This is a genomic window from Stenotrophomonas sp. RG-453 (genome assembly GCF_033843685.1).
Taxonomy (GTDB): domain Bacteria; phylum Pseudomonadota; class Gammaproteobacteria; order Xanthomonadales; family Xanthomonadaceae; genus Stenotrophomonas; species Stenotrophomonas bentonitica_A.
This window is the reverse complement of sequence record NZ_JAMYED010000003.1, coordinates 394,202-417,591: the sequence shown is the minus strand read 5'-3', so window position 1 is coordinate 417,591 and position 23,390 is coordinate 394,202. Positions and strand designations below refer to the sequence as shown.

Genomic DNA, 23,390 nt, shown 5'->3' with positions numbered 1-23,390 from the left:
CGACACTATCGCATGTCTGAATTCTCCTCCCTGCCGCTGAAACCAGCGCTGCTGCCCGGCATCGATGCCATGGGCTATACCTCGCTCACCCCCGTGCAGGCCCAGAGCCTGCCGGCCATCCTCGAGCGCCGCGATGTCATCGCACAGGCCCCGACCGGCAGCGGCAAGACCGCGGCCTTCGGGCTGGGCCTGCTGCAGGCGCTGGACCCGTCGGTGACCCGCGCCCAGGCGCTGGTGCTGTGCCCGACCCGCGAACTGGCCGATCAGGTCGGCAAGCAGATCCGCAAGCTGGCGACCGGCATTCCGAACCTCAAACTGCTGGTGCTGACCGGCGGCATGCCGCTGGGCCCGCAGCTGGCCTCGCTGGAAGCGCACGATCCGCAGGTCGTGGTCGGTACGCCCGGGCGCATCCAGGAACTGGGCCGCAAGCGCGTGCTGCACCTGGGCGGCGTGACCACCCTGGTGCTGGACGAAGCCGACCGCATGCTCGACATGGGCTTTGAGGAGCCGATCCGCGAGATCGCCGGGCGCACCAGCAAGGACCGCCAGACGCTGTTGTTCTCGGCCACCTTCCCCGATGAGATCCGCGAGATCGCCCGCGTGCTGCTGCACGACCCGGTGGAAGTGACCGTGGAAGGCGCCGACCATGCGCCGGCGATCCGCCATCTGTTCTGCGAGACCGAGCTTGCACTGAAGCAGAAGGCGCTGGCCGGCCTGCTGCTCAAGTACACGCCCGAATCGGCCGTGGTGTTCTGCAACACCCGCCGCGATGTCGACGATGTCGCCATTTCGCTGCAGCAGTTCGGCTTCTCCGCGCTGCCGCTCCACGGCGAGATGGAACAGCGCGACCGCGACGAAGTGCTGGTGCGCTTCGCCAACCGCAGCTGCAACGTGCTGGTCGCCAGCGACGTGGCCGCGCGCGGGCTGGATGTGCAGGACCTGGCGGCGGTGATCAATTACGAGCTGCCGACCGACATCGAAACCTATGAGCATCGCGTGGGCCGTACCGGTCGCGCCGGTGCGACCGGCTTGGCGATCAGCCTGGTGACGCATCGCGAGCGCAACCGCGCCGATGCGCTCGAAACCGCACAGGGCAAGCCGCTGGACTGGCAGAAGACGCCGCTGGCCACGGCCCGCCCGCCGGTGCTGCCGCAGGCGGCAATGACCACGCTGCGCATCGATGGTGGCAAGACCGACAAACTGCGCCCGGGCGACATCCTGGGGGCGCTGACCGGCGATGCCGGGCTGGCCGCCAAGTACATCGGCAAGATCGATATCTACGCCACGCGCTCGTATGTCGCCATTGCGCGCGAGCAGGCCGGCCGGGCGATCGCCCAGCTGGAGGCCGGCAAGATCAAGGGCCGCCGGTTCCGCGTACGCAAGATGGATGTCTGAGCGGTAGAGCCGACCGTTGGTCGGCTGCACTTGCGTTGGGGCGTTTGAGGTGCCGGCCAGCGGCCGGCACTACCAGTGCCGGCGCGCCCGCGCGGATTTCCGGCTCAATAGACCAGGTTGGCCAGCAGCGGGACGTCACTCGTCCAGCGCTCGCGGCCGCCAAGCCCGGCCAGTTCCACGAGCACGGCCGCACCGACCACCTCGACCTGCAGCTGGCGGGCCAGCGACAACGCCGCCAGCAGCGTGCCGCCCGTGGCCAGCACATCATCGACCACCAGCACGCGGGCGCCGGCCGGCAAGGCATCGGCGTGCACTTCAATGCTGTCGGTCCGGTATTCCAGGGTGTAATCCTGGCGCAGCACCTTGCCCGGCAGCTTGCCCGGCTTGCGCACCGGCACGAAGCCCACGCCCAGCACCCGCGCCATGGCCGCGCCGAGGATGAAGCCGCGCGACTCGATCCCCATCACCGCCTGCAGGTTGGCATCGCGCCAGGGCGCGACCATCGCATCGATGGCGGCCGCGAAATCCGGGCCGTCGGCGAGCAGCGGCATGATGTCCTTGAACAGGATGCCCGGCTTGGGGAAATCGGCGATGTCGCGCAGGCGGCCGGCCCAGGCGGGCGTGGCGGAAGACTCGGTCATGATCGGCACAGCACAAAGGGTGGCATAGGGTAACCGAGCGCCCTACGAGCTGCAGGACAGCATCGAGCAGCCGGCCTTCACACGCGCCCACTCGGGTCGCTTGGCCGCGAAGTGCTCGCGCCCGGGCTGTACCTCATACGGGCGTCGCAACACCTCCAGCAGCGTGTGCACACCGCTCGGATCGCCCTGCTCGGCCTGCTCGATCGCTTCCTGGGCCAGCCAGTTGCGCAGCACGTACACCGGGTTGGCGCGGCCCATCTGCTGCTCCCGCGCCTGCGTGCTCAGCCCATCGGCGCGCAGCCGCGCCGCGTACTGCTGCAGCCACGCCTGCAATGACGGCAGCACCGCTTCCCGGCGTGCCGGGCTGTAGAACGCGTCTTCCAGCACCGCCACCGACGGCGCGGCGGGATCGAGATCCATCAGGCCACGGAAGGCGATGGTCATGTCCATCTCCCCCTCGTGCAGGATCTCCAGCCACGCGCCCATCAGCGCCACATCGTCATCGCGGCAGGTGTCCAGGCCCAGCTTCGCGGCGATGTCGGCGCGCTCGCATTCGGCGTGCACCTGCTGGAAACGCGCCAGCCCGTCATGCAGCGGGGTGACATCCTCGAACAGCGGTGCCAATGCCTGCGCGAGCCGGGTGAGATTCCAGTACGCCACCTGCGGCTGCGTGCCGAAGCGATACCGCCGGCCCTGCGCATCGGTGGTGTTGGGGGTCCACTCCGGATCGTAGTCCTCTACCCAGCCATACGGGCCGTAATCGATGGTGAGACCCAGAATCGACAGGTTGTCGGTGTTCATCACGCCGTGCACGAACCCTACGCGCATCCAGTGCGCGACCAGGACGGCGGTGCGTTCGCAGATCTCGGCGAACCAGCGTGCATGGCGCGCCTGGCCGGCGTCGGCCAGCGCAGGGAAATCACGCGCGATGCAGACATCGGCCAGTTGCCGCAACAACGGGGTGTCGCCGCGCGAGGCCGGCAGTTCGAACGTGCCGAAACGGATGAAGGACGGCGCGACGCGGCAGACGATCGCGCCGGGTTCGGCCTGCGGATGACCGTCATAGAACATGTCACGCACGACCGCATCGCCGGTGCCGACCAGGCTTAACGCGCGCGTGGTCGGCACGCCGAGGTGATGCATCGCCTCGCTGCACAGGAACTCGCGGATCGACGAGCGCAGCACCGCACGCCCATCGGCACCGCGCGAGTAAGGCGTGCGCCCGGCGCCCTTCAACTGCAGTTCCCAGTGCGCCCCTTCCGGGGTGAGCAGTTCGCCCAGCGAGATCGCACGGCCATCGCCGAGCTGCCCCGCCCAGTGGCCGAACTGATGCCCACCGTAGTTGGCCGCCCACGGTGCCATCCCGGCATATAGCGCATTGCCGCCGAACACCCGTGCGAAGTCCTCGCTCTGGATCAGGTCCTCGCCCATGCCCAGCAGCGCGGCCACGTCCGGCGAGTACGCCAGCAGTTGTGGGGCGGCGATCGGGGTCGGCATCACCGAGGACCACGCGGCCTGGCGCACCTCGCGCACGCGCGGGCCGGTTTCCGGATCGCCGGGCAGGTCACGGATGAAGCGGTTATCGAAACGCAGGGGCTGGGTGCTCATCCGCATGAAATGGGGGCAGCCGGGCTGCCCCGCAAGCTCAGCGTGAACCGCCGCCGAGGTTCAACGGACCGCCCCGCTCCACTGCACGCTGGTAGGCCGGGCGCTGTTCGATCCGGGTCAGGTAGGACTGCAGCCGCGGATAGGCGGCCATATCGCCCCCTCTCGCGGCGGCGGCCTGGATCGGGAAACTCATCTGGATGTCCGCTGCGGTGAAGCGCTCACCGGCAAACCACGGCGACTGGCCCAGCTCGCGCTCCATCCAGTCCATGTGCAGCTTCACCTGCGGCCCCACGAACCCCTTCAGCGCCTTGTCGGCGATGGAGCGTGCGATCGGCTTGGCGAAGAACGGCATCGGCGCATTGCGCAGCCGCGAAAACACCAGCGTCATCACCAGCGGCGGCATCGCCGAGCCTTCGGCGTAGTGCAGCCAGTAGCGATAACGCACGCGTTCGGGCGCCTGGGCCGGCATCGGCTCGGGCGAGAGCTGGCGGCCGCTGTCATAGCGGTCGGCCAGGTATTCCAGGATCGCGCCGGATTCAGCCAATACCAGTGCATCGTCCTGCAGCACCGGGGACTTGCCCAGCGGATGCACGTCACGCAGCGCCTGCGGTGCCAGCCAGGTCTTGGGATCGCGCTGGTAGTTGACCACCTGATACGGCAGGCCCAGCTCTTCAAGCATCCACAGCACGCGCAGCGAGCGCGAGTGGTCCAGATGGTGCACCTTGATCATCGACGGTTCCGCAGGGGCAAAGCGGCATCGTAACCGGGTGGCTGACACGGTGACGTCTTCAACCTGCGCCGCGTCGACCAGGGCCAGGCATCGCCCAATAAAAAACGCCGGAAGCTTTCGCTTCCGGCGTTCAAGGCGACCTTACGGTTGCGGGGGGTCGATTAGACCGCCTGCACCTGGTCAGCCTGCATACCCTTCTGGCCCTGCACGGCGACGAAGGTCACCTTCTGGCCTTCCTGCAGCGACTTGAAGCCGGTGCCCTGGATCGCGCGGAAATGCACGAAGAGGTCCGGGCCGCTTTCCGGGGTGATGAAGCCGAAGCCCTTGGCGTCGTTGAACCACTTCACGGTGCCCTGCTGACGATCAGACATGTACTAACTCCTGAAACAATAGTTGAAATAATCGCGGCCGCCGCGTATCGGAGCCGAGACTGAGTTGCAGGCGTTGGTAAAGCGGATCGATGAGCAGATCGTGAGATCAACTGCACCAGGCCACGATTCACGGTGACCCTAGCAAACACAGTGTGGGTGACGATACTCGTGTTTTACCGAAAAAGCGATAGCTGGTTTATTCAGCCATCCTCCCCCTCCCGCCTGACAGGACAAGGGGTCGGGCGATCCTACACGAAACCGGAGCCCCTATTCAGATTTTTCCTACCTTAAGATCAGCCAAATGACCGATGCCCCGACCCCTAAAGTTCATATCTGGGTGGACGCCGATGCCTGCCCGGCCGTCATCAAGGAGATCCTGTTCCGCGCCGCCGAGCGGGCCGGGATCGAGATGACCCTGGTCGCGAACCACTGGCTGCGCACTCCCCCGTCCCGTTTCATCCGATCGGTACAGGTGCCGCCAGGCCTGGATGTGGCTGACAGCGTGATCGTCAAGCGGGTCCAGCCGGGCGACCTGGTCGTCACGCAGGACATCCCCTTGGCCGCCCTCGTCTTGGATAAAAAGGCCGTCGCGCTCAACCCGCGTGGCGAGCTGTACACGCCCGACAACATGGCCGAGCGCCTGTCCATGCGCAATTTCATGGAGGAACTGCGCGGCTCGGGCATCCAGACCGGCGGGCCGGCGCCCCTGCACGCGCGCGACAAACAGGCCTTCGCCGCACAGCTGGATCGTTGGCTGGCCAAGCGTTCAGTGTGATGAACCGCCAGCTGGATGAAGGTCCGGCGTGGCCCAGGACCGGTATCGGTAGTGCCGGCCGCTGGCCGGCTCCTCCTCAACACCTGCTGACGACAGGATCTACCCATGGCCCCCCGCAGCCGGCCAGCGGCCGGCCCTACAGGTGGAGCGACAGCCCGCTGGAGAACGTGCGCCGCTCTCCGGTGAACGGGTCATCGAACGCCAATTCCTTGGCCAGCAACTGCAGCGGCACCCCCGCCGGCGCATCCGCGAGCAGCTCCGGGTACAGATCGTCCCCGAGGATCGGCGCGCCCAGCCCCGCCATGTGCACGCGCAACTGGTGCTTGCGGCCACTCACCGGGTGCAGCCGGTAGCGCCAGACCGGCCCGGTGCGCTCGATCACCTCGATGCGGGTCCGGGCATTGGGCTCACCGGGCACCTCGGCCATGCGGAAGAACGGCTCGCCCGGGAGCAGACGGGTATGGCGCTCCAGCGGGAACGCCAGGCTGGGCAGTGCGGGCGCCAAGGCTTCGTAAGCCTTCTCGATACGGCGTTCGCGGAACAGGCGCTGGTAGGCGTCGCGGCTCGCTGGCCGGGTCGAGAACAGCACCAGCCCGGCGGTCAAGCGGTCCAGGCGGTGCAGCGGCACCAGGTCCGGGTTGCCGGTGCGCGCCACCAGCCGCGCCAGCAGGGTCTCGCGCACGTAGCCGCCCGCCGGGGTGACCGGCAGGAAGTGCGGCTTGTCGGCCACCAGCAGCTCCGCGTCCTGATGGACGATGGCCTCGGCGAAGGGAATCACCGGCTCATCGGCCACTTCACGGAAGTAGACGATCTCCAGCCCGACCTGCCAGGGATGATCCGGAGCGAGCGCCCTGCCCTGCGCATCCTGCACGCGCCCACGGGCGAAGCGGCCCACCCACTGCGCGCGGTCGATGCGCGGAAAGCGCGCACACAGCCCGTCCAGCAGGCTCGGCCAGTTGCCGGGCGGCAACTGCAGCCGACTGGGCGCGGGGGTGGCAAGGATCGGATCGGACGGACTCATGGCGAACCATTATCATGGCGCTCTTTGTTTCAGGTATCCCCATGGCCCTCACCGCCACCATCCGCAAGGCCGAACTGCAGATCAGCGACATGGACCGCGGCTACTACGCCAGCCATACGCTGACGCTGGCCCAGCATCCGTCCGAAACCGACGACCGCCTGATGGTGCGCCTGCTCACCTTCGCGCTGAACGCCGACGACCGGCTGGAATTCGGCCGCGGCCTGAGCGTGGATGACGAACCGGACCTGTGGCGCCGCGATTACACCGGCGACATCGAACTGTGGATCGAACTGGGCCAGCCGGACGAGTCGCGCCTGCGCAAGGCCGCCGGCCGCGCGCGTGCGGTGCAGCTGGTGACCTACGGCGGCCGCGCCGCCGACATCTGGTGGGACCGCAACGCTTCCGCGCTGAAGAAGCTCGCCACGCTGGAGGTGATGGACCTGCCGGGCGAGTTCGTCACCGAATGGGGCGCGCAGATCGAACGCACGATGCAGTGGGACGTGCAGATCCAGGACGGCGAAGTGCAGTTGACCTCCGACAAGGCCCAGCTCAGCGTCATCCCCACCTGGCGCAAGCAGAAGCCGCAGGCCTGAGCGCGCTGAGATGTCCGTGATCCGATGCGATGTACTGGTGATCGGCGCCGGCGCGGCCGGGCTGATGTGTGCGATGACCGCTGGCAGACGCGGGCGCATGGTGCAGGTGATCGACCATGCCAACAAGGTCGGCAAGAAGATCCTGATGTCCGGCGGCGGGCGCTGCAACTTCACCAACACCGGCACCACCGCCGCCAACTTCCTCTCGGCCAATCCGCACTTCTGCAAATCCGCGCTGGCCCGTTACACCCCCTGGCACTTCATCGAGATGGTGGAGCGGCACGGCATCGCGTATCACGAAAAAGAACTGGGCCAGCTGTTCTGCGACATCTCCTCCAAGCAGATCGTGAAGATGCTGGTGGACGAATGCCAGGCCGCCGGGGTGCAGATCCGCACCGACTGCGGGGTGCAGAAGGTCGAGCGCGGCGCGGACGGTTTCCACGTACACACCGCGCAGGGTCACTTCCACGCCGCCTCGCTGGTGGTCGCCACCGGTGGCTTGTCGATCCCGAGCATGGGCGCCACCGGCTTCGGCTATGAGCTGGCCCGCCAGTTTGGCCACGAGGTCCTGCCGACCCGGGCCGGGCTGGTGCCGCTGACCTTGAGCGGCAAGCACCAGGAGCGCTTCAACGAGCTCAGCGGCGTCGCCCTGCCGATCGAGGCACGCTGCAACGGGGTCGAGTTCCGCAATTCCATGCTGATCACCCACCGCGGCATCAGCGGCCCGGCGATCCTGCAGATCTCTTCGTACTGGCAGCCCGGCGATGAGCTGCGGCTGGACCTGCTGCCGGGCCAGGACGCGCTGGGCTGGCTGCGCCGGATGAAGGCCGAGCGCGGCGCTGCCGAGCTGCGCACGGTGCTGTCCGAGGTGCTGCCGCGGCGGCTCGCGCTGCGCCTGTGCGAGCACTGGCTGCCGGACCGGCTGGTGCGCCAGATCGACGAGCCGCAGCTGCGCGAGGCAGCCGATCTGCTCCAGAATTTCCCGCTGGTGGCCAGTGGCACCGAGGGCTACCGTACCGCCGAGGTGACGCTGGGCGGGGTCGACACCCGCAAGGTGTCCTCCAGTACCTTTGAATCGCAACTGGTTCCCGGCCTGCACTTCATCGGGGAGGTGCTGGACGTGACCGGCTGGCTGGGGGGCTACAACTTCCAGTGGGCCTGGGCCTGTGGCCATGCCGCGGGCAGCGTGGCCTGAGCCGGGACCCGCGTTCCGTGATCGGCTACGGTTTGCCGCATGGACGTAGTCACACGCATCGTGTATCAAGTTTGCAGTCCGGGGAGTACTGAATGCAGAACGCGAATGACATGACGGTCCGCCTGCTGATCGTGGACGACAGCGGCGAGAACGCCGAGACCATCGTCAGCACGCTGCGCAACAGCGGCATCGCGGTGCGCCCGACGCGCCCGCAGCACAGCGAGGAACTGGCCCACGTCCTGGGCACCCAGCCGATCGACCTGGTACTGGTCGCTGCCGCCCAGAGCATCCCGCTGCTGCAGGTCACCCAGCAGATCGCGGCCAGTGGCAAGGACATCCCCATGATCCTGCTGGCCGAGTCGATCAATGAAAACGAGTGGGTCGAGGCCGGTGCCAACGGCATCCGCGCCATCGCCCTGCGCCACCGCCCCGAGCACCTGCTGGCGGTGGTGCGCAATGAATGGACCGATCTGCACGCGCGCCGCGGGCTGCGCCGGATCGAGGCCCAGATGCGCGAGACCGAGCGCCGCTGCGACGCGCTGATCTCCTCCTCGCGCGACCCGATCGCCTATGTCCATGAAGGCATGCACATCCGCGCCAACGAGGCCTACCTGGAGATGTTCGGCTACGAGACCTTCGAGGATGTGGAGGGCATCTCGCTGCTGGACATGGTCGCCCCGCAGCACGTGGACGGCTTCAAGCAGCTGCTCAAGTCGATGAGCAAGGGCGATGCACCGCCGCCGCAGTACCAGGTGGACGCACGCAACCAGGACGGGGCGGTGTTCCCGGCCACGATGGAGTTCACCCAGGCCAGCTACGAAGGCGAATCCTGCCTGCAGGTGGTGTTCCGCCGCCGCATGGAGTTCGACCCGGAGCTGGCGCGCGAGGTCGAGGACCTGCGCCAGCGCGACCAGGTCACCGGCCTGCTCAACCGACCGACCTTCATGCTGCATGTCGAAAATGCCGTGGCCCAGGCCGGCCGCAGCGAGGGCCGGTTCGGCCTGCTGCTGGTCGAGCCCGACCACTATGCGCGCCTGCTGCCGGAGATCGGGCTGGACTCGGCCGACGCGCTGATCGGCGCCCTCGCCCGCGTGCTGGCCCAATCCGTTGGCGACGCTGCCCAGGTGGCCCGCTTCGGTGAACACAGCTTCGCCGTGCTGACCGAAGCACCCTACGCGCAGACCGTCGCCTTGGCCGACCAGATCCGGGCCGCCTTCGCCGCGCAGGTGTTCAGCATCGGCGAGCGCTCGGCCACGGTCACCGTCAGCGTCGGCGGCGTGCAGGTCGGCGAAAAGATCGCCAGCATCGGCCAGGTGCTGGCCCGCGCCACCGAGTGCACGCAGGCAGCCCTGGAACTGGGCAACACCACCCGGGTGTTCGACCCGGCGGCAGTGGACCGCGTGGAAGAAGAGCGCATCCAGCACTGGGTCGCACGCATCCGCCAGGCGCTGGACGGCGATGGCTTCCAGCTGCATTACCAGCCGGTGCTCAACCTGCAGGGCGAAGCGCTGGAGTTGTACGAGGCCTACCTGCGCCTGGAGCACAACGGCGAGCTGCTCAGCCCGACCGCGTTCCTGGGCATCGCCGAGGAACACGGCCTGCTGGCCGACATCAACCGCTGGGTGGTCACCCACGCGATCGGCATGCTCGCCGCACGCAGGCGCGAGGGCCACGTCACCCACCTGATGGTCAAGATCACCCCGGAGTCGTTCAACGACCCGCAGATGATCGTCACCCTGCGCCGCGAGCTGCAGGCCCAGGGCGTGCCGGGCGAACAGCTGTGGCTGCATGCCCCGGAGGCAAAGGTATTCACCCACCTGCGCAATGCGCAGCAGTTCCTGGCGGCGATCGCGCCGCTCGGCTGCCGGATCGGCCTGGAGCAGTTCGGCTCGGGGCTGGACTCGTTCCAGCTGCTGGCCCATTTCCAGCCGCAGTTCCTCAAGCTGGACCGCGACTTCACCTGCGACCTCGCCAGCACCCGCGAACACAGCGGGAAGATCAGCGAGATCACCGCGCGGGCGCAGGCCGCCAACATCCGCACCATCGCCGAGTTCGTCGCCGATGCCAACTCGATGAGCCTGCTTTTCAGTGCCGGGGTGGACTACGTGCAGGGCGACTTCGTCGGCCCGGCCGGCCCGGTGATGGATTTCGATTTCAGCTGATTGGGAGCGTCACGACCAACGGTCGTGACCTACCCTCTTCCGCGCATCAATGGGCGCAGCGCGCGTGCATCATTGGGCGCACCGCACGCGCATCGATGGGGTCACCGCGCGTGCATCGATGGCCGCACGGGTAGATGCCGACCGTTGGTCGGCATCCATCCTTCCGGTCAGGCCATCTCGACCAGGTTCGGGATCTTCACGTCGGTGGCGACATCGGCGTCGTAATCCACGCCTTCCACACCGAACCCGAACAGACGCAGGAAATCGGCCTTGTAGCCGGCCAGATCGCTGATCTCGTAGAGGTTCTCGTTGGTCACCTGCGGCCACAGCGCGACCACTTCGCCCTGCACCTCCGGCGCCATTTCCTTGTAGTCCGCGCGCAGACGGCCGGCGTCATCGATCAACTCGACCTTGCGGCCGCCATCGGTGACCAGGTCGTGGCGCAGGCGCTCGGTCGCGGTACCCGCGTCCTTGCCGCCGTAGAGGATGTCGTACAGGGTATCGAGCTGTTCGATGCAGCCCTCGTGGGTGCCCTTGGCCTTCATCACCTTGAACAGCAGCGACAGGTACAGCGGCATGGTCGGGATCGCCGAGCTGGCCTGGGTGACCACGGCCTTGAGCACCGATACGCGCGCATCGCCGCCGATCGGCGCCAGCTTCTGACGCAGGCCGACGACCTTCTCGTCCAGATCCTTCTTGGCCGCGCCGATGGAGCCGTTCCAGTAGATCGCCTGGGTAATTTCCTCACCGACGTAGGTGAAGGCCGTGGTGGTCGCGCCTTCGGCCAGCACACCGGCCTCGAGCAGCGCATCGATCCACATCTGCCAGTCTTCGCCGCCCATGACGGCGACGGTACCGGCGATCTCTTCCGGCGTGGCCGGCTCGATCGTGGTTTCGGTGATCACTTCCTTGTCGGTATCCAGGCCGCGCAGCGTGATCGGTGCGCCGATCGGCTTGAGCGTGGAGCTGATCACTTCACCGGTCCTGGGATGCTTGCGGCGCGGCGCGGCCAGGCTGTACACCACCTGGTCGACCTGGCCGAGATCCTGCTTGATCAGCTCGATGACCTTGGCCTTGACCTCGTCGGAGAAGGCATCGCCGTTGACGCTCTTGGCGTACAGACCGGCCTGCTCGGCGTACTTGTGGAACGCGGCGGTGTTGTACCAGCCGGCGGTGCCGGGCTTGGTCTCGGTACCCGGACGCTCGAAGAACACGCCCAGCGTGGCAGCATCACTGCCGAACGCTGCCGTGATGCGCGCAGCCAGGCCGTAGCCGGTGGAGGCACCGAGCACCAGCACCTTCTTCGGGCCGTTGGTGATCTTCGGCTTGGACTGGATGTACTCGATCTGCTGCTTGACGGCCGCATCGCAGCCGACGGGATGGGTGGTGACGCAGATGAAGCCGCGCACACGCGGTTTGATGACCATGTAAACCTCGAGGGGACTGGCGCAGGGCGGACCGGCGCGATGAAAAGGGAGGTCGCGCGCCACCTGGGCGGCTGCGCGGAACGCAAGGGATCGTAGTGCGCAGCGCCGCTGAGTACAACCGAAGGGGGTGTATGGGAGGTGACGGTCCCGCCCTGGCGCGCTCTCCGGGCAGTTCCAAAAGAAAGGCCGCGCAATGCGCGGCCTTCCGGATGTTGCCGGCCACCAGAAACCTTACGGACGACGCTCCAGCGCTTCCACGTCCTTGGCCTTCGGCAGCAGATCCTGCTTGGTCACCGCCAGTGCGCCCATCGTCAGCAGCGGGCAGGCGATGAAGATCGACGACAGCGTACCGATCACCGCACCGATCATCTGGCTCAGCGCCAGCCCTTCCAGCGAACCACCGCCGTACAGGTACAGCGCCAGCACCGACAGGAAGAACACCAGCGAGGTGATGATCGTGCGCGACAGCGTCTGGTTGATCGAACGGTTCATCACTTCCAGCGGCTCGACGCGCAGGCTGCGGAAGTTTTCACGCACGCGGTCGAACACCACGATGGTGTCGTTGATCGAGAAGCCCATCACCGACAGCAGGCCGGCCAGCACGGTCAGATCGAACTCGCGGCCACTCAGCGAGAAGTAGCCCGCCACCACCAGCACGTCGAACAGCGTGGTGATGATCGCCACCATCGCGAACTTCCACTCGAAGCGGAAACCGATGTAGATCAGGAAGCCGATCAACACGAACAGCGCCGCGTACAGGCCGTTCAGGGCCAGCTCTTTACCCACCTGCGGGCCGACGAACTCGGCGCCGACGATGGCGGCCTGGTTGCCCTCCATCGAGATCGCCTTCTGCACGGCTTCGGCGGTGCGGTTGTTGGCTTCACCGGCGTTCTCGCCTTCGGCCATTTCCTGCGGCTGCAGGCGGATCAGCAGGTTGCTGCCGCTGCCGAAGCTCTGCACCTGGGCACCGGCATAGCCGGCGCCTTCCAGATGCTCACGCACGGCATCGACGTCAGCCGGCTTGTCGAAGCGCACTTCGACCACGGTGCCGCCGGTGAAGTCCAGCGCGTAGTTGAAGCCCTTGAAGGCAATGCAGCCGATGGCGGCAATGAACACCAGGGCAGCCAGCGAGACAGCCACCCAACGGGTGCGCATGAAGTCGAACTTGGTGTCGTTCGGGATCAGATGCAACGGGAAAAGTTTCATGGTTTCTATTCGCTTCCCGTCAGATGGCCAGGGTCTTGAGCTTCTTGCGGCGGCTGTAAACCAGCACGGCAAGGGCACGCGAGACGGTGATTGCAGTGAACATGGAGGCCAGGATGCCGACGATCATGGTCACGGCGAAGCCCTTCAGCGGGCCGGTACCGAACGCATACAACGCCACACCCGCCAGGATGCCGGTGAGGTTGGCGTCCAGGATGGTCCCGGAAGCCTTCTCGTAACCGGCCACGATGGCCGCCTTGGGCGGCATGCCGGCCCGCAGCTCTTCACGGATACGTTCGTTGATCAGCACGTTGGCGTCGACCGACAGGCCGATCGACAGCGCCAGGCCGGCGAAGCCGGGCAGCGTCATCGTCGCACCGAACAGCGACATCACCGCCACCACGATCAGCAGGTTGAACAGCATCGCCACCGAGGTGATCACGCCGAACATCCGGTAGTACACGGTGAAGAAGACCAAGGTGAACAGGAACGCGAAGCCGACCGCGGTCACGCCGCGCTCGACGTTCTCCGCACCCAGGCTCGGGCCGACGATGCGTTCTTCAACAAAGTCCATCGGCGCGGCCAGCGAGCCGGATTTCAGCAGCTTGGCCAGGTTGTCCGCCTCGAGCTTGTCCAGGCCGGTGGTCTGGAAGTTCTTGCCGAACACGCCGTTGATGTTGGCGACCGAGATCACCTCTTCCTTGACGCGGAAGCTGCGCACTTCCTTGCCGTCGACCACGTTCACGGTCGGGATGCGCTCGGTGTAGACCACCGCCATCGGCTTGTTCACGTTGGCGCTGGTGAAGTCGAACATGCGCTGGCCGCCGACGTTGTTCAGCGTCACGCTCACTGCTGCCGAACCGTTCTGGTCGGTGGTGGCCTGCGCGGCGACCATCTGGTCACCGGTCACGATCACGCGCTTGTTGAGCAGGATCGGGCCGCGGTTGTCGCGCTGCTGGTAGACCTTGGCCTCCGGCGGGATGCGGCCGCTGGCGATCGCGTCCTGGGCGTTGCCTTCAACCACGGCGCGGTATTCCAGCGTCGCGGTGGCACCGATCATGCGCTTGGCTTCGGCGGTGTCCTGCACGCCGGGCAGCTGCACGACCACGCGGTCGGCACCCTGGCGCTGGATGATCGGCTCGGCCACGCCCAACTGGTTGACGCGGTTGCGCAGCGTGTTGACGTTCTGTTCGATGGCGCCATTGGCGATCGCGGTCAGCTCCGTCTCCGGCATGCTGACGGTGATGCGGTTGCCCGCCACCTCATAGCCCAGCGTCGGCTGCGCCTTGACCATGACCTCGCGGGCACGCGCGGCCGCATCGGCACCGGCAGACGGGCTGATGGTGGCCACGATGGTGTTGTCGCCACGACGTTCGACGGACTGGTAGGCGATGCGGGCATCGCGCAGGCTGGTGCGCACGTCTTCGGCGTAGGCGTCCAGACGCTTGTCCAGTGCCGCCTTCTGGTCGACCTGCAGCACGAAGTGGACGCCGCCCTGCAGATCCAGACCCAGCACCATCGGCTTGGCGCCCAGGTCGCTCAGCCAGTCCGGCACGGTGGAAGCCAGGTTCAGGGCAACCACGTAGTCCTCGCCCATCTCGTCGCGCAGGGCGTCGTTGGCGGCGGTCTGCGCCTGCAGCGTCGGCAGGCGCACGATCAGGCTGTCGCCTTCCTTGGCCACCGACAGCGGCTCCACGCCGGCCTGCTTGAGGTCACCCAGCACACGGTCGCGCAGGGCGTCGTCGATCTGCCCGCCACGGTTGGCGGTGATCTGCACGGCAGGGTCCTTCTGGTAGATGTTGGGCAGCGCGTACAACGCACTGACCGCCAGCACGATCAGGATGAGGAAATACTTCCAGCGTGGAAATTCGAGCATTGCTTGGGTCCCGCGCGGTGCCCGTCCCGGCACCGCGGTTGAACGGAAAGGAGGTGGATCAGTTGGCCGACTTCAGCGTGCCGGTCGGCAGCACATTGCCCACGGCGCCCTTCTGCACGCGGATGCGCACGTTCTCGGCCACTTCGATGGTGATGAAGTTGTCGCCGATGTCGGTGACCACGCCGGCAATGCCGCCGTTGGTCAGCACTTCGTCACCGCGCTTGACCTTCTCCAGCATGGCCTTGTGTTCCTTCTGGCGCTTCATCTGCGGGCGGATCATCAGGAAGTACATGATCGCGATCAGGATGATCGGGAACAGCAGGGTGGTCAGACCCATGCCCTGCGGCTGGCCACCGGCGGCCTGGGCGTTGGCGGTGGGGATCAGGAAGGCGAGCAGGTTCATAGTGTGTCCTTGGGTTGGGAGGCGCCCCGCCCCCTTGGAGGGTCAGGGTGTCGCCGCGAAACGGGGGTCAGCCTCGAAGTATGCCATGGCCCCGGGAGTTCGTCCTTGGGCCGTTTGGCAGGGTCCGCGCGCTGGATCGGCCGGCGGGGGTCACTTTACAGCGGGGGCGTCACCGCACCACGGGCCGCGTAGAAGGACTCGCGGAAGGCGGCAAAGGTTCCCGCCGCGATCGCCGCGCGCATGTCGGCCATCAACTTCTCGTAGTAGTAGAGGTTGTGGATGGTGCCCAGCATCGGCGCCAGCATCTCGTTGCAGCGGTCCAGGTGACGCAGGTAGGAGCGCGTATAGCCGCTGGTGCAGGCGTGGCAGCCGCAGCCCGGCTCGATGGTGTCCATGTCGCGCTCGTAGCGGGCGTTGCGGATGCGCACCGTGCCGAAGGAGGTGAAGTAGTGTCCGTTGCGGGCATTGCGGGTCGGCATCACGCAATCGAACATGTCCACTCCGCGGGCGACGCCTTCCACCAGATCTTCCGGGCGGCCGACGCCCATCAGGTAGCGCGGGCGGTCGGCCGGCAGGATCGGATGCATGTGGTCGAGCATGGCATTGCGCTCGTGCTCGGGCTCGCCCACGGCCAGGCCGCCGATGGCGTAGCCGTCGAAGCCGATCTGCTGCAGGCCCTCGGCCGAGCGGCTGCGCAGGTCGTGATGGACACCGCCCTGGACGATGCCGAACAGCGCCGCGTCATTGCCCAGTTCATCGTGGGCGTTGCGGCTGCGCTGCGCCCAGCGCAGGCTCAGCTCCATCGAGGTGCGCGCGACCGGCTCGGTGGCCGGGTATGGCGTGCACTCGTCGAAGATCATCACCACGTCCGAATCGAGCACCTTCTGGATGCGCATGCTCTCTTCCGGGCCCAGGAACACGCGGGCGCCGTCGGTCGGCGAGGAGAAGGTCACGCCCTGCTCGGTGATCTTGCGGCGGTGGGCCAGCGAGAACACCTGGAAGCCGCCGGAGTCGGTCAGGATCGGGCCGTTCCAGCGCGCGAAACCGTGCAGGCCGCCGTGGTCGGCGATCACGTCCAGGCCCGGGCGCAGGTACAGATGGAAGGTATTGCCGAGGATGATCTCCGCACCCAGCGCGCGGATCTGCTCCGGCAGGATGCCCTTCACCGAGCCATAGGTGCCCACCGGCATGAAGGCCGGGGTTTCCACGGTCCCGCGCGGGAAGGTCAGGCGGCCGCGGCGGGCGCGACCGTCGGTGGTCTGGAGCTGGAACTGGAGTCGGGACATGGAGCGGTCATTCGGGCAGATAGTCTGCCATTGTCGCCGAAAACGGCCGCGCCTGCCCCGCCCCAGTTATTCGCCCTGCGGGAACAGCAGCATCGCATCGCCATAGCTGAAGAAGCGGTACTTCTCCGCGATCGCCGCCTGATAGGCCTCGAATACGCGGTCCTTGCCGGCAAAGGCGGAAATCATCATCAGCAGCGTGCTTTCCGGCAGATGGAAGTTGGTCACCATCGCGTCCACGCTGCGGATCCGGTAGCCGGGGGTGATGAAGATCTGGGTTTCACCAGCGTACGGCAGCAGCTCGCCGTCGCGCATGGCGCTTTCCAGGGCCCGCACCACCGTGGTGCCGACGCCGATCACCCGGCCACCCGCGGCCCGGGTGCGGCGCACCTGCTGCACCAGTTCGGCGCCGACGTTCAGCCATTCGCGGTGCATCACGTGGTCGGTCAGATCGTCCACGCGGACCGGCTGGAAGGTGCCCGCGCCCACGTGCAGGGTCACATGGCCGAACTCCACGCCCTTTTCCTTCAACGTGGCCAGCAGGGCCTCATCGAAGTGCAGGCCGGCGGTCGGGGCCGCCACCGCGCCGATCTCGCGGGCAAAGACCGTCTGGTAACGCTCGCGGTCGTCCACGCCCGGCTCGCGCTGGATGTAAGGCGGCAACGGCAGCCGGCCGGCGTGCAGCAGCCACTGCTCCAGCGCCTCGGGCACGTGGAACTGCAGCACGTAGAACTCGCCGTCGCGCCCCAGCACTTCGGCCTCGCCACCGGCATCCAGGGCAATGCGGCTGCCCGGCTTGGGCGACTTGCTGGCGCCGACCTGGGCCCGCGCCTGCTGGCCACCGAGCAGGCGCTCGATCAGGATTTCGACACGGCCCCCGCTGGCCTTCTGGCCGAACAGGCGCGCCGGGATCACCCGGGTATCGTTGAACACCATCAGGTCGCCTTCCCGCAGCAGCTCGGGCAGGTCGCGCACCTGGCGGTGATCGAAGGCGGCCGGGGCCGGCGGCACCACCATCAGGCGGCTGGCCGAACGCTCGGCGAGCGGAGCCTGGGCAATCAGTTCAGGCGGCAGGTCGTAGTTGAAATCGGACTTCTTCAAGGGAGCGCACGGCAACGTGTAGGCAATGTCGGCCATTGTACGACTGGCTCCCGGTAGCAACCCAGCCTTGCGCGAACGTCGCGCAAAATGCTGCTCTGCAACAGTTTTTGGCGGGGTTATCGCGCGAAAAACCGCGTGCTAGCATCGAGCCGGAAGTCTGATGCACGAGCAGGAATGCCCGAAGCGCGCGCGAATAGACGCGCGTTTTGCTTTTCCGCCGTGCCGCCATCGTTTCAGGAGATCTGCAATGAGCTTCATCGAACGTCTTGCCCCACTCCGCGCCCAGCCGGGCACCCGCCTCACCACCGGCCTGGATGACGCCACCCTCGAACGCCTCGCCGCCGGCCACCCCGCGCTGGTCGCCGCCATCGACGCCGCCGCCACTGAGTTCGAGCGCGTGCGCGCCGATCTGGGCGACCTGCTGGCCCTGGACGAGCGCGCCCAGATCGATGCGATGCAGGACGGCTTCGTCAACTTCTATGCCGACGATGCGGTCACCCCGTACGTCGCCCTGGCCGCCCGTGGCGCATGGGTGGTCACGCTGAAGGGCGCGGTGCTGTACGACGCCGGCGGCTACGGCATGCTGGGCTTTGGCCACACCCCCGAAGCGGTGATGGACGCCATGGCGGCCCCGCAGGTGATGGCCAATGTGATGACCCCCAGCCTGTCCCAGCAGCGCTTCATCCAGGCCCTGCGCAAGGAGATCGGCCACCGCCGCGGTGGGTGCCCGTACAGCCACTTCATGTGCCTCAATTCCGGCTCCGAAGCGGTCGGCCTGGCCGCCCGCATCGCCGACGTCAACGCCAAGCTGCAGACCGATCCGGGGGCCCGCCACGCTGGCGCCAGGATCAAGCGCGTGGTGGTGAAGGGCAGCTTCCACGGCCGCACCGACCGCCCGGGCCTGTATTCCGATTCCAGCCGCAAGACCTACATGCAGCACCTGGCCAGCTACCGGGGCGAAGACAGCGTGATCGCGCTCGCGCCGTACGACGAAGACGCACTCAAGCGCGTGTTTGCCGAGGCCGAGCAGAACCATTGGTTCATCGAGGCGATCTTCCTGGAGCCGGTGATGGGCGAAGGCGACCCGGGCCGTTCGGTGCCGCCGTCGTTCTATGCGCTGGCCCGTGAGCTGACCCGCCAGCACGGCAGCCTGCTGCTGCTCGACTCGATCCAGGCCGGCCTGCGCGCGCACGGCGTGCTCTCGATCGTGGATTACCCGGGCTTCGAAGGCCTGGACGTGCCGGACATGGAGACCTATTCCAAGGCGCTCAATGCGGCCCAGTTCCCGCTCTCGGTACTGGCCGTGACCGAGCATGCGGCGCAGCTGTATCGCAAGGGCATCTACGGCAACACCATGACCTCCAACCCGCGGGCGCTGGACGTGGCCTGCGCCACGTTGTCGCTGTTGACCCCGCAGGTGCGCGAGAACATCCGCGTGCGTGGCGAGGAAGCGGTGCGCAAGCTGGAACAGCTCAAGACCGAGCTGGGCGGGCTGATCACCAAGGTCCAGGGCACCGGCCTGCTGTTCTCCTGCGAGCTGGCACCGCAGTTCAAGTGCTACGGCGCCGGCTCCACCGAGGAATGGCTGCGCAACCACGGCATCAACGTGATCCACGGCGGCGAGAACTCGCTGCGGTTCACCCCGCATTTCGGCATGGACGGCGAAGAGCTGGACCTGCTGGTCGGGCTGGTGGGCCGGGCGCTGAAGGAAGGCCCGCGCCGCGAGCAGTCGCAGGCGGCCTGAGGCCGGCGGTACGGACAACGGCAGCCGACCGTTGGTCGGCCGCCACGAACCCGGTAGAGCCGACCGTTGGTCGGCTCCCATCAACCCGGGTAGCGCCGACCGTTGGTCGGCTCCCACAAATCCGGCAGAGCGACCATTACCCAGCCACCATCCCCCGGCTCCGATTGGCCTCCCCGCCCATAACGCGCGATAATCACCGCCCGCATCCGCGGAACGACACCCCGTCACGAGACCGGAACACTGGTCATCGGCGGGGCTTTTTCGTTTCCGCCGCGTCAGTTTCTGAACACAGGAAGATCCAATGAAGTCGATTTGCGTTTACTGTGGTTCCAACCCCGGCAGCAAGCCGGTCTACACCGAGCGCGCCATCGCGCTGGGTGACCGGATCGCCCGGGATGGCCTGCGCCTGGTATACGGCGGCGGCAACGTCGGCCTGATGGGTACCGTGGCCAATGCCGTGCTTGCAGGTGGCGGCGAAGTCACCGGCGTGATCCCGCAGCAGCTGGCGGATTGGGAAGTGGCCCACCGCGGCCTGACCGAACTGGAAATCGTCGGTTCGATGCACGAGCGCAAGTCGCGCATGTTCGATCTGTCCGATGCGTTCGTGGCCCTGCCCGGTGGCTTCGGCACGATGGAAGAAATCTTCGAAATGCTGACCTGGCGTCAGCTGGGCATCGGCAACAAGCCCTGCGCGTTCCTGGATGTGGATGGCTTCTACGCCCCGCTGATCGGCATGATCAATCGCATGGTCGAAGAGCGCTTCCTGCACCCGGCCCAGCGCGCGGACCTGTGGTACGGCTCGGACATCGATGAAATGCTTGCCTGGATGCGCGCCTACGAGCCGGCGCAGGCCTCCAAGTGGATCGACGAGAAGCGGGCCAACGCGCTGCGTTGATCCCCGTGCTGCCGCGACGGTTCAGGCCGTCGCGGTGGTCGCCATCGGGGCCGGCCGGCCCAGCAGATAGCCCTGGCCGTAATCGCAGCCCAGCTGCAGCAACGTGTCGTGCTGGGCCTGGGTCTCGATCCCCTCGCCCACCGTTTCGATGCCCAGCGTGCGTGCCAGCGACAGCACGCCCTGCACCAGCGCGTGCGTGCTCTGCATGTCCTGCCCGTGCAGGCCGGCGATGAACGATTGATCGATCTTCAGCGTCGAGATCGGGAAGCGATGCAGGTAGGACAGCGCCGAGAAGCCGGTGCCGAAATCATCCAGCTGCACCAGCACGCCGCGCTCGCGCAGGGTCTGCAGGATGCGCAGCGTGCGCGGGCCGTCATCCAGCAGCGCCACCTCGGTGATCTCCAGCCGCAGCCGGTGCGGATCGGCGCCGGCCGCTTCGATCAGGCCGAACAGGCGCGTGCTGAAATCGGCCGAGCGGAAGTGCCGCGGGGACACATTGACGGACAGATACCCACGGCCGCCACGCGCAAGCTGGGTGATCACCTGCTCGTACAGCAGCCAGTCCACCTGTTCGATCAGGCCACTTTCTTCCCCCAGGTCCAGGAAGGCGCTGGGCAGCAGCAACCCGCGGCGCTCGTGCTGCCAGCGCAACAGCGCTTCGTGGCCGACCAGCTCACCATCGCTGAGCCGCACGATCGGCTGATAGAACGGCATGAAATCGCGGTTGATGATGGCCCGGCGCAGGTCCGCCTCCAGGTCCAAGCTGCGCAGGGCCTGCTCGCGCATCGCCTCATCGAACACCGCACAGCGATCATTGCCCTGCGCCTTGGCGCGGTACATCGCCGCATCCGCATCGCGCACCAGCTCTTCGCCGTTGCGGTAGCGGGGGTTCCACATGGCGATGCCGAGGCTGCCGGAGGGGAACAGTTCGCGCCCCTTCACCCACATCGATTCTTCCAGCGCCACCAGCATGCGCTGTGAGAACTCCAGCGCCGAGGCCAGGCCATCGCCGCACTGGAGCAGGATCGCGAACTCATCCCCGCCCAGCCGGGCGACCACATCCTGTGCGGAGATCATCGAGACGATGCGCTTGGCCACCTCGACCAGCATCTGATCACCCGCGGCATGGCCGATGCTGTCATTGACCAGCTTGAAGCGGTCCAGATCCAGGAACAGCACCGCAAAGCCCTGTCCCTCGCTGGCGCGCGCACGTGCGATCGCATCTTCCAGCCGGTCCAGCAGATGCAGGCGATTGGGCAGTCCGGTCAGCGCATCATGCATGGCCTGATGGGTGAGGCGCTGCTCAGCGCGCAGGCGCTCGCCGATCTGGCCCAGCAGCTTGTCGTTGACGTCGGCCAGCTCGCGGGTGCGCTCGTCCACGCGCCTTTCCAGATCAGCATGCGCATTGCGCAACCGCTCCTGGTCGCGCTGGCGCGCCAGCCCGTTGCCGATGTTCTGCGCCACGAAGGTCAGCAGCCGCTGATCGTGCACGGTGAACACCACCTCCGGCGAATAACTCTGCACCACGATCACGCCGACCACATCGTCATCGCTCAGCAACGGCACGCCCAGCCAGCAGTTCGAACGCGCGCCGAACTCGCGCACCACCCCACTCTCGCGCAGCGCATCGATGCGCTCGCGGGTGGCCAGCAGCGGCTGGCGGTTGCGCACGATGAATTCGGTCAAGCCATCACTGAAGGGCCGCGGTGCTCGCGACGGGTTGTACTCGTCCACCGAGTAGACGAACTCCAGCCCGTCACCTTTTTCGTTGACCAGGGCGATATAGAAATTGCGCGCATCCAGCAGCGTGCCGACGACGCCATGCACCTGGCCGTAGTACTGCGACAGCGACTCGGCGCTCATCGCCAGCTCGGCGATGTTGAACAGCGCCATCTGCAGTTTCTCAGCGCGGCGGCGTTCGACCACCTCCTCCTGCAGGTTGCGGTTGGCGCGCTGCAGCTCGACCGTGCGGCGCTCCACCTGCCGCTCCAGCTGTACCTGCGCCTGGCGCCGGTCCATCGCGGTCAGGATGTGCTGGGCGACATAGCCCAGCAGCGTGCGGTCGGCCTCGCCATAGCGCGCGCGATGCTCGTAGCTCTGCACCACGATCGCACCGCATACGCGCCCGTCGCGCAGCATCGGCACGCCCAGCCAGTCCAGGCTCTCGGGCCCACGCTCGGGGTCGTGTTCGTCATCGAGGATGGCCAGCAGCTCGCGCGAGGGCCCACTCAATGGCTCGCCATGCCGCAATAGCGCGAAGGTTAGGCTGCGCGGCATTTCGTGTTCTTCGTAGCTGCGGTCCGGGTCGGCGACGAAATCATCTTTCTGATCGGCGAAGTACAGGAAGCGGACCCGGTGGCGAACGTCGTCGTACTCAACGATGAAGCAGTTCTGCGCATACATCAGGGAATTGAGCACGCGGTGGAAGTGGCGCAGCATCTCGGCCATTTCCAGATCGGCACCGGCCAGATCGGCGATTTCATACAGTGCCTGCTGCAGGCGCTTGGAGTCTTCCAGCGAGGCGATCTCGCGCCGCTGCCGGGCCAGCAGCACGGTGCTCTGGAACAGGCAGCGCGCGGCCGTCCACCAGCTGTCCGGTGGCGGCGTATCGCCGGCCAGTGACACGTCCAGGGTCAGTTCCGAGCCGCCATGGTGCCAGCATTGCTGCAGGGCCAGCCGCGCCGATGCCGCCTGCTGCCGCGGAGCGGTGGGACCGGGCCCTGCGGCGCCGCCTTCCGGGTGGCCGTGGCGGCCCTCGCCCAGCACCGGGTCCGACCAGGCCAGGGCGACCGCTGCGCCCGCCGGCAACTGGGCGCACAACGCCGTGGCGACCGCGGCAGGAATCACCGCATCACCGTCGCGTTGCACTGAAGAGGTCACCATCTGGCTGGACACGTCGCTCATCTCTCGGGCGCCGGCTGCCCGGCACCTCCCCTGTCCTGCGAGCATAACGCGCGGACCGGGGGG

The 23,390-nt window shown here is 67.0% G+C and carries 19 protein-coding genes; 7 read left to right on the top strand and 12 right to left on the bottom strand.

Annotated elements, in window-relative coordinates:
- Window positions 1–12 precede the first annotated feature (12 nt).
- A complete protein-coding gene (gene dbpA / locus NJD74_RS07585) occupies window positions 13–1,395 on the top strand; it encodes an ATP-dependent RNA helicase DbpA (protein ID WP_319623898.1) in 1,383 nt (460 codons plus the stop codon).
- 104 nt (window positions 1,396–1,499) lie between these two features.
- Here dbpA and NJD74_RS07580 read toward each other — a convergent pair whose 3' ends face one another.
- From NJD74_RS07580 to NJD74_RS07565, 4 genes are all read right to left on the bottom strand, one after another.
- Window positions 1,500–2,036 carry an adenine phosphoribosyltransferase gene (locus NJD74_RS07580; RefSeq protein ID WP_026069768.1) on the bottom strand — a complete coding sequence of 179 codons (537 nt, stop codon included), beginning with the start codon at window positions 2,034–2,036 and terminating at the stop codon, window positions 1,500–1,502.
- Window positions 2,037–2,078: 42 nt separating this feature from the next.
- Window positions 2,079–3,644, bottom strand: a complete 1,566-nt coding sequence (locus NJD74_RS07575; protein WP_102788346.1) for a protein adenylyltransferase SelO — start codon at window positions 3,642–3,644, stop codon at window positions 2,079–2,081.
- Between the two features lie 37 nt (window positions 3,645–3,681).
- Window positions 3,682–4,374, bottom strand: coding sequence for a glutathione S-transferase (locus tag NJD74_RS07570; RefSeq protein ID WP_019183132.1), 693 nt, complete (start codon window positions 4,372–4,374; stop codon window positions 3,682–3,684).
- Window positions 4,375–4,535: 161 nt separating this feature from the next.
- A complete protein-coding gene (locus tag NJD74_RS07565) occupies window positions 4,536–4,745 on the bottom strand; it encodes a cold-shock protein (RefSeq protein ID WP_017356920.1) in 210 nt (69 codons plus the stop codon).
- Window positions 4,746–5,046: 301 nt separating this feature from the next.
- Between NJD74_RS07565 and NJD74_RS07560 the strand changes: the two genes are divergently transcribed.
- Window positions 5,047–5,520 (top strand): YaiI/YqxD family protein, encoded by a 474-nt coding sequence (locus NJD74_RS07560; protein ID WP_319623897.1) that lies wholly within the window; start codon window positions 5,047–5,049, stop codon window positions 5,518–5,520.
- Between the two features lie 136 nt (window positions 5,521–5,656).
- Here NJD74_RS07560 and NJD74_RS07555 read toward each other — a convergent pair whose 3' ends face one another.
- A complete protein-coding gene (locus NJD74_RS07555; RefSeq protein WP_319623896.1) occupies window positions 5,657–6,541 on the bottom strand; it encodes a pseudouridine synthase in 885 nt (294 codons plus the stop codon).
- 41 nt (window positions 6,542–6,582) lie between these two features.
- Between NJD74_RS07555 and NJD74_RS07550 the strand changes: the two genes are divergently transcribed.
- The 3 genes from NJD74_RS07550 (at window position 6,583) to NJD74_RS07540 (ending at window position 10,491) form a co-directional block, all read left to right on the top strand.
- On the top strand, window positions 6,583–7,134 hold the full coding sequence (locus tag NJD74_RS07550) for a YaeQ family protein (RefSeq protein ID WP_019183135.1): 552 nt from the start codon (window positions 6,583–6,585) through the stop codon (window positions 7,132–7,134).
- A gap of 10 nt (window positions 7,135–7,144) precedes the next feature.
- A complete protein-coding gene (locus NJD74_RS07545) occupies window positions 7,145–8,329 on the top strand; it encodes an NAD(P)/FAD-dependent oxidoreductase (RefSeq protein WP_070427179.1) in 1,185 nt (394 codons plus the stop codon).
- 92 nt (window positions 8,330–8,421) lie between these two features.
- Window positions 8,422–10,491, top strand: a complete 2,070-nt coding sequence (locus tag NJD74_RS07540; protein WP_019183137.1) for an EAL domain-containing protein — start codon at window positions 8,422–8,424, stop codon at window positions 10,489–10,491.
- A gap of 167 nt (window positions 10,492–10,658) precedes the next feature.
- On the opposite strand, the gene fabV is transcribed toward NJD74_RS07540, so the two are convergent.
- From fabV to queA, 6 genes are all read right to left on the bottom strand, one after another.
- The gene (gene fabV, locus NJD74_RS07535) at window positions 10,659–11,918 is read right to left on the bottom strand and encodes an enoyl-ACP reductase FabV (protein ID WP_070473193.1); all 1,260 of its coding nucleotides are present in this window, start codon (window positions 11,916–11,918) and stop codon (window positions 10,659–10,661) included.
- Between the two features lie 231 nt (window positions 11,919–12,149).
- A complete protein-coding gene (gene secF, locus NJD74_RS07530; RefSeq protein ID WP_019183139.1) occupies window positions 12,150–13,124 on the bottom strand; it encodes a protein translocase subunit SecF in 975 nt (324 codons plus the stop codon).
- A gap of 19 nt (window positions 13,125–13,143) precedes the next feature.
- Window positions 13,144–14,997: a protein translocase subunit SecD gene (gene secD / locus NJD74_RS07525; protein WP_070427176.1), complete on the bottom strand. Its 1,854-nt coding sequence runs from the start codon at window positions 14,995–14,997 to the stop codon at window positions 13,144–13,146.
- Window positions 14,998–15,055: 58 nt separating this feature from the next.
- Window positions 15,056–15,400 (bottom strand): preprotein translocase subunit YajC, encoded by a 345-nt coding sequence (gene yajC, locus NJD74_RS07520; RefSeq protein WP_019183141.1) that lies wholly within the window; start codon window positions 15,398–15,400, stop codon window positions 15,056–15,058.
- 155 nt (window positions 15,401–15,555) lie between these two features.
- Window positions 15,556–16,686 carry a tRNA guanosine(34) transglycosylase Tgt gene (gene tgt, locus NJD74_RS07515; RefSeq protein WP_102788341.1) on the bottom strand — a complete coding sequence of 377 codons (1,131 nt, stop codon included), beginning with the start codon at window positions 16,684–16,686 and terminating at the stop codon, window positions 15,556–15,558.
- Between the two features lie 66 nt (window positions 16,687–16,752).
- Window positions 16,753–17,784 (bottom strand): tRNA preQ1(34) S-adenosylmethionine ribosyltransferase-isomerase QueA, encoded by a 1,032-nt coding sequence (gene queA / locus NJD74_RS07510; protein WP_070427175.1) that lies wholly within the window; start codon window positions 17,782–17,784, stop codon window positions 16,753–16,755.
- A 247-nt stretch (window positions 17,785–18,031) separates the two neighbouring features.
- Here queA and NJD74_RS07505 point away from each other — a divergent pair, with 247 nt between their 5' ends.
- Both NJD74_RS07505 and NJD74_RS07500 read left to right on the top strand, forming a co-directional pair.
- Window positions 18,032–19,528 (top strand): aminotransferase class III-fold pyridoxal phosphate-dependent enzyme, encoded by a 1,497-nt coding sequence (locus tag NJD74_RS07505; protein ID WP_319623895.1) that lies wholly within the window; start codon window positions 18,032–18,034, stop codon window positions 19,526–19,528.
- 301 nt (window positions 19,529–19,829) lie between these two features.
- Window positions 19,830–20,423 carry a TIGR00730 family Rossman fold protein gene (locus tag NJD74_RS07500; protein ID WP_319623894.1) on the top strand — a complete coding sequence of 198 codons (594 nt, stop codon included), beginning with the start codon at window positions 19,830–19,832 and terminating at the stop codon, window positions 20,421–20,423.
- 21 nt (window positions 20,424–20,444) lie between these two features.
- On the opposite strand, the gene NJD74_RS07495 is transcribed toward NJD74_RS07500, so the two are convergent.
- The gene (locus NJD74_RS07495; protein ID WP_070471774.1) at window positions 20,445–23,327 is read right to left on the bottom strand and encodes an EAL domain-containing protein; all 2,883 of its coding nucleotides are present in this window, start codon (window positions 23,325–23,327) and stop codon (window positions 20,445–20,447) included.
- Window positions 23,328–23,390 lie beyond the last annotated feature (63 nt).